The sequence below is a fragment of the Kitasatospora sp. NPDC004289 genome (assembly GCF_053602875.1).
Genome location: NZ_JBSGEL010000037.1, coordinates 49,612 through 62,784, shown reverse-complemented (window position 1 = coordinate 62,784; position 13,173 = coordinate 49,612). Strand labels below are relative to the sequence as shown.

The following is a 13,173-nucleotide window of genomic DNA, read 5'->3' as shown; positions in this document are numbered from 1 at the left end:
GGCCACCCGGCCGAGGATCGCAATGACGTAGCAAGGCAAGGTGCTGGAGGTTCCGTGGACCTGTCCCTGTCGACCCGCACTGTCGGCGACCGTACGGTCGTCGAGGTTGGCGGCGAGATCGATGTGTACACCGCCCCCAAGCTGCGCGAGCAGCTGGTCGAGCTCGTCAACGAGGGCAACTACCACCTGGTCGTCGACATGGAGGGCGTGGACTTCCTGGACTCGACCGGTCTCGGTGTCCTGGTCGGCGGTCTCAAGCGCGTCCGCGCGCACGAGGGTTCGCTCCGCCTGGTGTGCAACCAGGAGCGCATCCTGAAGATCTTCCGGATCACCGGTCTGACCAAGGTCTTCCCGATCCACACGTCGGTGGACGACGCGGTTGCGGCGAACGACTGACGGGTGCTCAGGCACCCTCGCCTGGTGGACTGACCAGGCGTCAGGGCCGTTCCGGCACGGGCCGGGCGGTGCTGATCTGCCGTCAGCGGCGCGGTTCGGGGCTCCGGTTCCGCCCCGCTCCGTTCGACGGCGCCCATAGAAGCTCACTCGCACACCGGCGGGGCCACTGCGGCCCCGCCGGTGGCGGATGGTGGGCGACTGCCCCGGCGCGGCGCCGTCCGGCCCGCGCGAGCCCGGGGTGCGATCCCGGGCACGATCCCGGAGGGGAAGACAATGGCAACGGTCGAACTTCGGTTCAGCGCACTTCCCGAGCACGTGCGGACGGCCCGTCTGGTGGCCGCGGCGGTGGCGAGGCGCGCCGGAGTCGATGAGTCGGTGCTCGACGAGGTCCGGCTCGCGGTCGGCGAGGCCTGTTCGCGGGCGGTCGGCCTGCACCAGCGCGGTGGTGTCGACGGCGCGGTCCGGGTTGCGCTCACCGACCAGGAGAAGCGTTTCCTCATCGAGGTCGAGGACGAGGCCGGCGCCGCCGGTCTGCCGCCGGTCGGCAGCGACGCCGAGGAGGCCGGGGAGGACGCCGAGGACGCGCTCGGGCTGGCGGTGATCACCGGCCTGGTCGAGGACGTCGAGGTGACCTCGGGGGCCAGTGGCGGGTTGATCCGGATGAGCTGGCCGCTGTCGCCGGAGCTCGATGAGTTCTGAGTCCTCGCCTGCCGGGTCCGGTCCGACCCCGGGACTCCCGACCCCCGGGACTCGCGACCCCCGGGCCCCAGGTGCTCTCGGCCACCCCGAGGGCATTGACAAACTGTTGAAGGTGACTGTTCCCTGCTCTCGGCGCGATCGGATCCGTTTCGAGAGAAGGACACCTTCCCCATGCGCATCCGCATCCTCTGGCCGGCCGGGCACACCACGGCCACGTTGAGGCGCACCCCCACGTCCGAGGCGCTCTGGGCGGCGCTCCCGATCACCTCGTCCGCGAACACCTGGGGCGAGGAGGTCTACTTCGGCACGCCCGTCGCCGCGTCGGTCGAGGAGGACGCGGCCCAGGTGGTCGACCCCGGCACCGTCGCGTTCTGGACCGAGGGCGACAGCCTGGCGCTGCCCTACGGCCCGACGCCGGTCTCGCGCGGCGGCGAGTGCCGGCTCGCCAGCCCCTGCAACCTGCTGGGCGCCCTGGACGGCGATCCCGCCGTGCTGCGCACCGTCCGCCCCGGGGACGCGATCCGGGTGGAGCGGGCCTGAGCCCGAGCGGTGCCGTGTAGGTTCGCAGCGTGAAGTTCGAGAAGCGGCTGTGGGCCGCACCCGTGCTGGGCCTGACACTGGCGGTGGGCGCCGTCGGCTGCGGCGGCGACGACAACTCCGGCGCCGCGCTCGACTCCTGGGCGAAGACCGTCTGCGACGCCGCCCATGACCCGATCGCGCAGTCCACGGCCGCGCTCGACGACAGCGGCAAGGTCGTCCCGGGGGAGGCGCCGGCCGACCTGCAGAAGCGGCTCGCCGCCGACCTCGGGACGCTGGCGCAGACCAACCAGCAGCTGGCGGACGCGATCGCCAAGGCGGGCGTGCCGAAGATCGGTGACGGTGCCAAGGTCCAGCAGGGTGCGACGGAGGAGCTCAAGCAGGCCGCCCAGGGTTACCTGGACGTCCAGCAGAAGCTGACCGCGCTGCCCAACGGGGACCAGGCGAAGTTCGCCGACGGTCTGCGCAGCGTCAGCGACCAGATCCAGCGGCTGGCCCAGCAGTCCACGGCCGCGCTCAACACGCTCCAGAGCGGCGAGCTCGGCGCGGCGATCTCCAAGCAGACCGGCTGCAAGCCCTCCCCGGCTCCGGCGGGAAGCCAGCCGACCGCCGGTCAGACGCAGGGCCAGGACGGCGGTCAGACGCCCGCCCCCAGCACTACGCCGACGGACGGTCAGGGCGGCGGCCAGGCGGGCGGACAGTCGCCCGCGGCGGGCCAGTCCCCGACCGCCGGGCAGTCGGCCGCAGCGACCCCCTCCGCGACGCCGAGCAGCTGACCCCGGCGGTCGCCTCCCGGCCCGTAGCCGCGTCTGCCTCCCGCCCCGCGCCCGGGCTGCGGCCTGCCCCCGGCCTGCGGCCCGGCTGCGGCCTGCCTCCCGGCCCGCGGCCGGGGCGCGGCCGCGTCGGCAGGCGGGAGAATGGGGCGGTGACCAGTAGCAGCCCTGTGCTTGACCATGCCCGCCTCGCGAAGCTGCGCGAGGCGCTGCTCGCCGCCTCCTACACCGCCGACGGGTGCCTCGACCTGCTCGGGCCGACCGCGTACGCCGCGCTCGCCCGGAGCGAGGCCGTGCCCGCGCTGCGGGCGACCGGGGGCGGTAGCCCGTTGGAGACCCTGGTGCGGCTGTTTCTGCTGCAGCAGCCGGTCCCGTACGCGGCCGCTGCCGCCGCGCTGCCGGTGGAGGACTGCCTGACGGACCGTTGGCTGGCCCGGGACGGCGAGCAGGTGCGGGCCACCGTGGACGTGCGCCCGTACGCCAACGAGGTGGCGGGTCTGCCGAGTGCGGACGCCTGGGTGGTCTCGGACCTGGGCTGCGCCGTCGGCGGAGCGGGCGGCATCGGCTCCGGCGAGACCGCGCACGGGGTGGCCCGCAAGGACCTGGTGCTCGGGGTCGGCGGGGCCTCCACCACCTTGGCCAACCTGGCGGTGCGCCGTCCGGTGCGCCGGGCGCTCGACCTGGGCTCCGGTTCGGGCGTGCAGGCGCTGCACACCGCCCGGCACGCGCAGCAGGTCACCGCGACCGACCTCAACCCGCGCGCGCTGCACTTCACCGCGCTGACCCTGGCGCTCTCCGGCTTCGAGAACGCGGAGACCGCCGAGGGCAGCCTGTTCGAGCCGGTCGGGGACGGGAAGTTCGACCTGATCGTCTCCAACCCGCCCTTCGTGATCTCGCCCGGCAGCCGCTTCGTCTACCGGGACGGCGGGATGGCGGGCGACGAGCTCTGCCGTTCGATCGTCCGGGGCGCGGCCGCGCACCTGGAGCCCGGCGGGTACTGCCACCTGCTGGCGAACTGGCAGTACGTCAAGGGCGAGGACTGGCACGACCGGGTGGCCGGCTGGGTGGCCGGGACGGGCCTGGACGCCTGGGTGGTGCAGCGCGACGTCCAGGACGTGGCCCACTACGCGGAGCTCTGGCTGCGCGACGGCGGGGACCACCGCGGCCCAGGTTCCGACTACCAGGCCCGGTACGGCGAGTGGTTGGACGCCTTCGAGGCGGGCGGCGTCGAGGGCGTCGGGTTCGGCTGGATCACCCTGCGGGCGGGCGGCGCGGAGCAGCCGACGGTCCGGATCGAGGAGTGGCCGCACCCGGTGGAGCAGCCGCTCGGCCCGCACATCGAGGACTGGTTCGGCCGGCAGGACTTCCTGCGCGCCCACGACGACGCCGCGCTGCTGGCGGCCCGCTACCAGCTCGCCGACGAGGTGGTGCAGGAGCAGGTCGGCGCCCCCGGCGCGGAGGACCCCGAGCACGTGATCCTCCGTCACAACCGGGGCATGCGCCGGGCGACCAAGGTGGACACCGTCGGCGCGGGCTTCGTCGGGGTCTGCGACGGCACCCTGGCGGCGGGCGAGATCGTGGACGCCATCGCCCAACTGCTCGGCGAGGACCGGGTGGTGCTGCGGGACCGGGTGCCGGAGTCGCTGCGGCTGCTGACCGAGCAGGGGTTCATCGAGCCCGTGGGGTGACGGTGCGCGGCCGGGGCCGCGCAGTTGTCCACAGGCGGTGGACAGCGGGCGGCCCCGGCGGTGTTCGAATGTGCGGGCGGTGCGGTGCGGGCCCGTCGGACGGCCACCAGGGTGTCTGCGGCGATCCGTCATCTCCGGTTCACCTCCGGGTGGCCCCCGCTTCGGTGGGCGTACGACACCCGGCCGCCCGTGCCTGCCAGCCTCCTGTCCACAGGCTGTGGACGAGGCGGGGCCGGTGGAGGGGCGGGGCGATGGAGACGCCGACGGCGTTGGCGGCAGGGGTGGTACTCACGGTGTTCGGTGGCGCGCTGCTGCTCTGGTGCGCGGTCGAACTGCGACTTCGCCACCGCCTGCGCCGCCACGGCGTGCCCGCCACCGCCCGGGTGGTCGCGGACCACGACGCCTTCGGTGAGCACCGCGTCGACACCTACGGCGAGCTGGACAGCGCCCCACTGCTCTCCGTCCCGACCGGTCCGGACCGTTCGGTGCTGACCAGGCCGCGCGGGCAGACCCCGTTGCGGCGTCCGGCCTGGCTGACGCCCGGGACGGCGGTGCAGGTCCGGTACGACGCCCGGCGGCCGAACCGCGTGGTGCTGGCGGCCGGCTCGGCCGGTTCGGCGGTCCCCGGCGACGTGCTCTGGCTGCTGCTCGGCACCAGTGCACTGGCCGGCGGTCTCAGCCTGCTCGGCGAGGTGCTCGCCCGGTAGGTCCCGGTGGATGGGGCGCGTACGCCCCCCGGCAATCGGTGCGGATACGAACCAGCCGCTTCCCGTCCGAGTGAGGCGGACGTGCGGGGCTGTCCCTCCGTCGCCTTGCTCCTCGTGCGGCCTGCTCGCTGAACGGTCGTCCGCGTCCGGAATCCGACTCCCGGAAGGCCCTGCACCCCCCTCCGCGCGGCGGGAACGCTCCTCATCGGGTTACCGTTCGAGTGGCGTAGGTCGGCCTTGCCGGTGAAAAAGTGCGATCCGTTCGTTTGACAAGGGTGGCCAGGGTACGGTCACACTCCGCTGGTGGGGCCGTCGCGGAGCGGCAGCTCCACACGGCGGGGAGGACGGGATTTTTCGCGCTCTTCCCGGCCGCCACGCGCCGCCCAGCAGACGTTAACGACCGGGAGAGAAGAGCGAAGGTGTCCCCGAGCAGCGAGACCGCGCACGGCAAGCGACTCGTCATCGTCGAGTCGCCGGCCAAGGCCAAGACGATCAAGGGCTACCTGGGCCCCGGCTACGTCGTCGAGGCCAGCGTGGGGCACATCCGCGACCTCCCTGGCACGGCCGCCGAGGTGCCGGACAAGTACACCGGCGAGGTGCGCCGCCTCGGCGTCGACGTGGACCACGACTTCGCTCCGATCTACGTGGTGAACGCGGACAAGAAGTCGCAGGTCACCAAGCTCAAGTCGCTGCTCGCGGAGTCCGACGAGCTCTTCCTCGCCACCGATGAGGACCGCGAGGGCGAGGCCATCGCGTGGCACCTCCAGCAGGTCCTGAAGCCCAAGGTGCCGGTGCACCGGATGGTCTTCCACGAGATCACCAAGGACGCCATCCAGGAGGCCGTGCGCAACCCGCGCGAGCTGAACCAGCGCCTGGTGGACGCCCAGGAGACCCGCCGCATCCTCGACCGCCTCTACGGCTACGAGGTCTCGCCGGTGCTCTGGAAGAAGGTCATGCCGAAGCTCTCGGCTGGCCGCGTGCAATCCGTCGCCACCCGGCTGGTGGTCGAGCGCGAGCGCGAGCGGATGGCCTTCCGCACCGCCTCGTACTGGGACCTGACCGGCACCTTCGGCACCGGCCGCACCGCGGTGGACGCCGCCAACCCGGAGTCCTTCGGTGCCCGGCTCTCCCAGGTGGACGGCAAGCGGATCGCCAGCGGTCGCGACTTCGGTTCGGACGGGCAGCTGAAGGCCGCGAGCACCAACACGCTGCACCTGGACGAGACGGCCGCCCGCGCGCTGGCCGCGGCCCTGGAGCAGACCGCGTTCTCGGTCCGCAGCGTCGAGTCCAAGCCGTACCGCCGCTCGCCGTACGCGCCGTTCCGCACCACCACGCTCCAGCAGGAGGCCAGCCGCAAGCTGGGCTTCGGCGCCAAGCGCACCATGCAGGTGGCCCAGAAGCTGTACGAGAACGGCTTCATCACCTACATGCGAACCGACTCGACCACGCTCTCGGACACCGCGATCGCGGCCGCCCGGGCCCAGGTCACCCAGCTCTACGGTGCCGACTACCTGCCGGACGCCCCGCGCACCTACGCCTCCAAGGTCAAGAACGCCCAGGAGGCGCACGAGGCGATCCGCCCCTCCGGCGACCGCTTCCGCACCCCGGCCGAGACCGGTCTGAGCAGCGACGAGTTCCGGCTCTACGAGCTGATCTGGATGCGCACCGTCGCCTCCCAGATGAAGGACGCCGTCGGCCAGTCGGTGACGGTCAAGGTCGGCGGCCGGGCCGCCACCGGGCAGGACGTGGAGTTCTCCGCCTCCGGCAAGATCATCACCTTCCACGGCTTCCTCAAGGCCTACGTCGAGGGCGCCGACGACCCGAACGCCGAGCTGGACGACCGCGAGCGCCGGCTGCCCCAGGTCACCGAGGGCGACCCGCTGGCCGCCGAGCAGCTCAACCCCGAGGGCCACTCGACCAAGCCGCCGGCCCGCTACACCGAGGCCTCGCTGGTCAAGGAGCTCGAGGACCGGGAGATCGGCCGCCCGTCGACCTACGCGTCGATCATCGACACGATCATCAACCGGAAGTACGTCTTCAAGAAGGGCACCGCACTGGTTCCCTCCTTCCTGTCGTTCGCCGTGGTGAACCTGCTGGAGAAGCACTTCGGCCGGCTGGTCGACTACGACTTCACCGCCAAGATGGAGGACGACCTCGACCGGATCGCGGCCGGTGAGGCCGAGTCCGTGCCGTGGCTCAAGCGCTTCTACTTCGGCGAGGGCGAGGGTGCCGCGATCGCGGGCGGCGCGGCCGACGCGGGCAACGGCGACGGCGACCACCTCGGCGGGCTCAAGGAACTGGTCACCGACCTCGGCGCGATCGACGCCCGGGAGATCAGCTCGTTCCCGCTGAACGAGGAGATCACCCTGCGGGTCGGCCGCTACGGCCCGTACGTGGAGAAGGCCTCGCCGGTCGAGGGCGAGCCCGGCCAGCGCGCCGACATCCCCGACGAGCTGCCGCCGGACGAGCTGACCATCGAGCTGGCCGAGGAGCTGCTGGCCAAGCCCAGCGGCGACTTCGAGCTGGGCAAGGACCCGGAGTCCGGCAACATGCTGGTCGCCAAGGACGGCCGCTACGGCCCGTACGTCACCGAGATCCTGCCCGAGGGCACCCCGAAGACCGGCAAGAACGCGGTCAAGCCGCGCACCGCCTCGCTGCTCAAGACGATGTCCCTGGACACCGTCACGCTGGCCGACGCGCTGATGCTGCTCTCGCTGCCCCGGGTGGTCGGCACCGACGCCGAGGGCGTGGAGATCACCGCGCAGAACGGCCGCTACGGCCCGTACCTCAAGAAGGGGACCGACTCGCGCTCGCTGACCAGCGAGGAGCAGATGTTCACGGTCACCCTCGAGGAGGCGCTGGCGATCTACGCCCAGCCGAAGCAGCGCGGCCGCGCCGCCGCCGCGCCGCCGCTCAAGGAGCTGGGCACCGACCCGGTCAGCGAGCGACCGGTGGTGGTCAAGGACGGCCGTTTCGGAGCGTACGTGACCGACGGGGAGACCAACGCGACGCTCCGCAAGGACGACTCGGTGGAGGGCATCACCCCGGAGCGCGGCTACGAGCTGCTGGCCGAGAAGCGGGCCCGCGGGCCGGTGAAGAAGGCGGCCAAGAAGGCTCCGGCAAAGAAGGCGGCGGCCAAGAAGACCACCGCCGCCAAGAAGACCACCACAGCGAAGAAGACCGCCGCCAAGAAGACCACGGCGGCCGGGACCACGGCGAAGAAGACCGCCGCCAAGAAGGTCGCGGCGAAGAAGGCGGCGGCTCCCGAGCAGGAGTGAGCAGGACCGGGCAGGACTGAGCAGGACGCTCCACGACGAGGGCCCGCACTCCGGTGCGGGCCCTCGTCGCGTGCGGGGCGGGCGGGCTCGCTGCGGTGCCGGGTGCGAGGGGAGTGTCACAACCCTGTGATGACGGCGTTCCGGAGGGACTCGCCCCTCTTATCCGCCGGGCGGTGACCGCTACGCTGACGGTATGACGAGCGAGGAGCAGCCCAGCCCCACCAGTGCCCCCGAGCCACCGGAGATCCGTCCCGCCGGGACGCCCGGCGAGCGGGCCAGGGCGCTGCTGCGGCTGCGCCCGTACCGGAGGCTGTGGACCGCGCAGCTGATCGGCGGGGCCGGTGACCGGCTCGGGCTGATGGTGCTGGTCGGCCTGGCCTGGGTGGCCGCGCTGATCGGGGGTCAGTTCGGGCACGGGTACCGGGCGGGGGCGCTGGCCGTCGCCGCGCTGCTGGCCTCGCGGCTGCTGGCCACCGTGCTGTTCGGCGCGGCGCTGCTCGGACCGGTGCACGGTCTGGTCGCTTCGAAGCTGGACCGGCGCTGGGTGCTGTTCGGATCGGACGCCTTCCGAGCGGTCCTGATCGGGATCGCACCCTGGTGGCTCACCTGGTCGTCCGGCTCGGCGCTCTGGCTGCTGCTCGGCACCGCCTTCCTGGCCGGTGCGGCCGAGCGGGTCTGGACGGTGGCCAAGGACGCGGCCGTCCCCGGCCTGCTGCCGGTCGCCGACCCGTACGCCGTCGAGTCGGAGCAGCGGCCCTCGGCCGCCTACCTGGAGACCGTCCGCTCGGTCGACCTGCGGACCGGCTGGGCCGTGGTGCCGCTGGCGGGTGCCCTGCTGGTCGCGCTGACCCTGCTGAACAACGTCTTCGCCGCCTTCGGCTCGGACTGGCTGAGGACGCACCAGTTCACCACCGCCGGGGTGGGCGCCGCGCTGCTGCTGGCCGCCGCCGCCGTGCTGGTCTTCCTCCAGCAGCTGCCCTCCGGCGCGGCCGGAGCCCCGCGCTCCCCGCTGCAGGGCCTGCGCGCCCCGACCGACGCCACCCCCGGCCCCGCGCTGAGCAAGGGCCGGACCGGCTCCGCCCCCTACTTCACCTTCGCGGTGGCCGCCGCCTACGCCTCGATGGCCGGCGTGGCCGCGCTCGGCCTGCTCACCTCGGTCGACCACCGGGGCGGCCCGATCGGCTACGGCCTGGTGGTGCTGGCCGCGGGCCTCGCCCCCGCCGTCGGCGTCCGGATCACCCGTCCGCTGCTGCCCTCGCTCTCCCGCCGCCGGCTGCTGGCGCTGGCCCTGATCACCGAGGGCCTGGCGCTGATCCTGGCCGGGCTGGTGCTGGACTTCGTCCTGGTCCTGCTGCTCACCGTGCTGGCCGGTCTGGCCGCCGGCGTGGTGATCGGCACCGGCCGGACGCTGCTCGCCCAGGAGGTCGAGGAGGCCCGGCTGCCCAAGGTCACCGAGCACCTCCACGCGGTGCTGCGGGTGGTGGTCGGCGCCGCACTGGTGCTGATGCCGCTGGCCGCGGCCGGGTACGGCGAGATCTCGCTCGGCGAGGTCGAGCCGGGCAGCTTCACCTTCATCCACGACGGCGCCGCGCTGGCCGTCGGCTCCGCCGGCCTGCTGGTGCTGGTGCTCGCCGCCGTGGTGCTGCTGAAGACCGACGACCAGCGGGGCACCGTGCCGTTCGGCCGCGAGCTGCTGCGCTCGGTCCGGGGCGCGGACGTGGTCCCGGCCCACCGGGTGAGCGGCACCGGCTACTTCATCGCCCTGGAGGGCGGGGACGGTGCCGGCAAGTCCACGCAGGCGAACGCGCTGGCCGAGTGGATCCGCAGCAAGGGCCACGAGGTCGTGGTCACCCGCGAGCCGGGCGGTTCGCCGATCGGCCAGCGGCTGCGCGCCCTGGTGCTGGACGTCGGCAACACCGGCCTCTCGCACCGGGCCGAGGCGCTGATCTACGCGGCCGACCGGGCCGAGCACGTCGAGAACGTCATCCGCCCCGCGCTGGAGCGCGGCGCCGTGGTGATCACCGACCGGTACATGGACTCGTCCATCGCCTACCAGGGCGCGGGCCGCGACCTGGCCGCCACCGAGGTGGCCCGGATCTCCCGCTGGGCCACCGGCGGCCTGGTGCCCGACCTGACCGTGGTGCTGGACGTCGCCCCCGAGGCGGCGCGCGAGCGCTTCACCGAGGCGCTCGACCGGCTGGAGTCCGAGCCCACCGAGTTCCACGCCCGCGTGCGCGCCGGGTTCCTCGCGCTGGCCGCGGCCGACCCCGCCCGCTACCTCGTGGTGGACGGCAGCCAGCAGCCCGCCTTCGTGACGACCGCGATCCGCCACCGGCTCGACCGCGAGCTGCCGCTCTCCGAGCAGGAGAAGGCCGCCAAGCTCGAGCAGGAGCGGCTGGCCCGCGAGGAGGCCGCGCGCCGCGCCGCCGAGGAGGCCCGCCTGAAGGCCGAGGCCGAGGAGGCCGAGCGCAAGCGGCTCGAACTGCTGGAGGAGCTCCGGAAGGAGCAGGAGGAGAAGGACCGGCTGGCCCGCGAGGAGGCCGAGCGGCTCGCGGCGGAGGCGGCGGCCAAGGCCGCCGAGGAGGCGCGCCTCAAGGCGGAGGCCGAGGCGGCCCGTCAGGCCGAGGAGGCTGCGGTCCGGGCGGCGGCGGAGGCCGAACGGCGCAAGGCCGAGGAGGCGGAGCGGCAGCGGCTGGCCGCCGAGGCGGCGGCGCAGGCGGAGCTGCAGCGCCAGCGCGAGGAGCAGCGGGCCGAACAGCGGCGGCGGGCCGAGGAGGCGCTGCAGCGGGCGGAGGCGGCGCGGGTCGCCGCGGCCGCGGCTGCCGCGACGACGGCTGCGGCTGCTGCGCCGACTGCGCCGACTGCGTCGGCTGCGTCGGCTGCCGAGGCGGAGGACTCGGGGGCGGCGTCCTCGAACGAGGCGACCACCACCATGGAGCTGGCCCACCCGGGCCGGGACCGGGACCAGACCACCACCGAGCTGCGGATGCCGGCCGACGAGACGGCCGTGCTGCCGCGCGTCCCGGCGGACGAGACCGCGGTGCTGCCGCGGGTGCCGGCGGCGGGTGAGACGGCGGTCCTGCCGCGGGTCCCCGCGGACGAGACGGCCGTGCTGCCGAAGGTGGAGGGTGCCCGGACCGCCGAGCTGCCCAAGCTGCCGGCCGAGCCCGTCCGGCCTGCCAGGCCGACCGCGCCCGCTGCTCCTGCTGCTCCCGCGGACCGGGTGCCGTCCGACCTGTGGCGGGACGAGCCGGCCGCTCCGGCGGAGTCCGAGGCCGAGTCGACCCGGGAGCTGCCGCTGCCGGTGGAGGAGCCGCGGCCGCGGCCGTCCTGGGCCGAGGAGACCCCGATGGACGACCTGCCCAGCCTGACCGACAGCCTGCTCGGCTCCCGCGAGGAGTGGGCGCGCTGGGACGAGAACGGCGAGGAGCAGGACCGCGACCGCAAGGGTCGCAAGCGCAAGTAGCCGTTGGATCGATCGGAGGGGCGGGCGCGGCCGGTGGCCGGGCCCGCCCCTTCCGCGTGCCGCCGCTTCCGCGTGGCGGGGGCGGGGCACGGCGTCGACCTCTCCTGCGGTCGGCGCGGCCGTGGCGGGTGCGTCTCGGCGGCGGGCCCGTGGGTGTCCGCCGTTGCGGTTAGGCTCGGGTGGGACGAGGGAGTGCGGCGTGAGTGTGTGGGACGACCTGGTCGGCCAGGATCGGGTGGTCGAGCAGCTGACGGCGGCGGCCGTGGCGGCGCGGGCGACGGTGGCCGCCGGGCGCGCGGGTGCTGACGGAGCGTCGGAGGGTGCCCCCGTCCCGGGTGGGAACGCCTCGCTGATGACGCACGCCTGGCTGTTCACCGGCCCGCCGGGCGCCGGGCAGACCACCGCCGCGCGGGCCTTCGCGGCGGCCCTCCAGTGCACCAGCCCGGACCTCGAGCTCGGCGGCGTTCCGGGCTGCGGTTTCTGCGACGGCTGCCACACGGTGCTGTCCGGAAGCCACGCCGACGTGAAGTACGTCCGCACCGACGGCCTGTCGATCGGTGTCGGCGACATGCGCGACCTGGTGCTGCGCGCCGCCAGCTACCCGACCGGCGGCCGCTGGTCGGTGATCCTGGTGGACGCCGCGCACCGGCTGACCGAGGCGGCGGCCAACGCGCTGCTGAAGGGCGTGGAGGAGCCCTCCCCGCGCACCGTGTGGCTGCTCTGCGCCCCCTCGGTGCAGGACGTGCTGCCCACCATCCGTTCGCGCTGCCGCCTGCTGGTGCTGCGCACCCCGGCCGCCGAGGCGGTGGCCGACATGCTGGTCCGCCGGGACGGGGTCGAGCCGGAGGCGGCGCGGCTGGCGGCGCTGGCCGGGCAGGGGGACATCGAGCGCTCCCGCCGCCTGGCCGTGGACGAGCAGGCCCGGGCCCGTCGCCTGGACGTGCTGAAGATCCCGCTGGAGGTCGCCGACATCGGAGGCTGCCTGGCCGCCGCCCAGCGGCTGGTGGACACCGCCAAGGCGGACGCCGAGGCGCTGGCGGAGACTCAGGACGCCAAGGAGACGGGCGATCTGAGGGCGGCTTACGGGGCGGTCGAGGGCAGCCGCGCGCCGCGCGGGATGGCGGGCGCCGTCAAGGAGCTGGAGAAGCGCCAGAAGAGCCGGGCCACCAGGACCCGGCGCGAGACGCTCGGCGTCGCCCTGCTGGACCTGCTCGGCTTCTACCGGGACGTGCTGGCGCTCCAGCTCGGCTCCACCGGCGCGCTGTCCAACGAGGACCAGCGCCAGGCGCTCGGCCGGGTCGCGGGCGCCGGGAGCGCGGAGAACACGCTGCGCCGGATCGAGGCCGTGCTGGCCTGCCGCCGCGCCCTGGACCGGAACGTCGACCCGCTGCTGGCGGTCGAGGCGATGACGGTCGCCCTCCGGGCGGGCTGAGCAGCACCGCTGCGCGACCCCGTGGAGCTGGAGCCGGGGCTGGGGCTCCGACTGGCAGCGGCGGTCGGTTGCCGCCGTACGGCGGTGAGTTGACGAAACATCACCTCCTCCCTTCGAGTGAATCGCGGACCCGCCCCGGGAGCCGTCCCGCCGCCCGCCGCTGCGCCCGGCACGCTGTGCACCGAGAACCGAGAGGT

The 13,173-nt window shown here is 74.1% G+C and carries 9 protein-coding genes; all 9 read left to right on the top strand.

Annotated features, from left to right (window positions below):
- Window positions 1-54: 54 nt before the first annotated feature.
- The 9 genes from bldG to ACWEPF_RS24220 all read left to right on the top strand — a co-directional run bounded on the left by bldG (window position 55) and on the right by ACWEPF_RS24220 (window position 12,976).
- Complete coding sequence (gene bldG / locus ACWEPF_RS24260) at window positions 55-396, top strand: anti-sigma factor antagonist BldG (protein WP_345289613.1); 342 nt, start codon at window positions 55-57, stop codon at window positions 394-396.
- A gap of 273 nt (window positions 397-669) precedes the next feature.
- Window positions 670-1,095, top strand: coding sequence for an ATP-binding protein (locus tag ACWEPF_RS24255; protein ID WP_345289614.1), 426 nt, complete (start codon window positions 670-672; stop codon window positions 1,093-1,095).
- A gap of 171 nt (window positions 1,096-1,266) precedes the next feature.
- A complete protein-coding gene (locus tag ACWEPF_RS24250; RefSeq protein ID WP_452174133.1) occupies window positions 1,267-1,635 on the top strand; it encodes a cyclophilin-like fold protein in 369 nt (122 codons plus the stop codon).
- A gap of 29 nt (window positions 1,636-1,664) precedes the next feature.
- Entirely contained in the window at window positions 1,665-2,408 is a 744-nt protein-coding gene (locus ACWEPF_RS24245; protein WP_452174132.1) for a hypothetical protein, read from the top strand.
- A gap of 149 nt (window positions 2,409-2,557) precedes the next feature.
- Window positions 2,558-4,093 (top strand): DUF7059 domain-containing protein, encoded by a 1,536-nt coding sequence (locus ACWEPF_RS24240; protein ID WP_452174131.1) that lies wholly within the window; start codon window positions 2,558-2,560, stop codon window positions 4,091-4,093.
- Window positions 4,094-4,344: 251 nt separating this feature from the next.
- Window positions 4,345-4,800 carry a hypothetical protein gene (locus ACWEPF_RS24235; protein ID WP_452174130.1) on the top strand — a complete coding sequence of 152 codons (456 nt, stop codon included), beginning with the start codon at window positions 4,345-4,347 and terminating at the stop codon, window positions 4,798-4,800.
- Window positions 4,801-5,219: 419 nt separating this feature from the next.
- Window positions 5,220-8,078 (top strand): type I DNA topoisomerase, encoded by a 2,859-nt coding sequence (gene topA / locus ACWEPF_RS24230; protein ID WP_452174129.1) that lies wholly within the window; start codon window positions 5,220-5,222, stop codon window positions 8,076-8,078.
- 193 nt (window positions 8,079-8,271) lie between these two features.
- Entirely contained in the window at window positions 8,272-11,544 is a 3,273-nt protein-coding gene (gene tmk, locus ACWEPF_RS24225; RefSeq protein WP_452174128.1) for a dTMP kinase, read from the top strand.
- A gap of 199 nt (window positions 11,545-11,743) precedes the next feature.
- Window positions 11,744-12,976 (top strand): DNA polymerase III subunit delta', encoded by a 1,233-nt coding sequence (locus ACWEPF_RS24220; RefSeq protein ID WP_452174127.1) that lies wholly within the window; start codon window positions 11,744-11,746, stop codon window positions 12,974-12,976.
- Window positions 12,977-13,173 lie beyond the last annotated feature (197 nt).

Bases quoted from the DNA above. Each gene is read 5' to 3' on its own strand.
- ACWEPF_RS24255 (WP_345289614.1), top strand. From the start codon at position 670: ATGGCAACGGTCGAACTTCGGTTCAGCGCACTTCCCGAGCACGTGCGG.
- ACWEPF_RS24235 (WP_452174130.1), top strand. From the start codon at position 4,345: ATGGAGACGCCGACGGCGTTGGCGGCAGGGGTGGTACTCACGGTGTTC.
- tmk (WP_452174128.1), top strand. From the start codon at position 8,272: ATGACGAGCGAGGAGCAGCCCAGCCCCACCAGTGCCCCCGAGCCACCG.
- ACWEPF_RS24250 (WP_452174133.1), top strand. From the start codon at position 1,267: ATGCGCATCCGCATCCTCTGGCCGGCCGGGCACACCACGGCCACGTTG.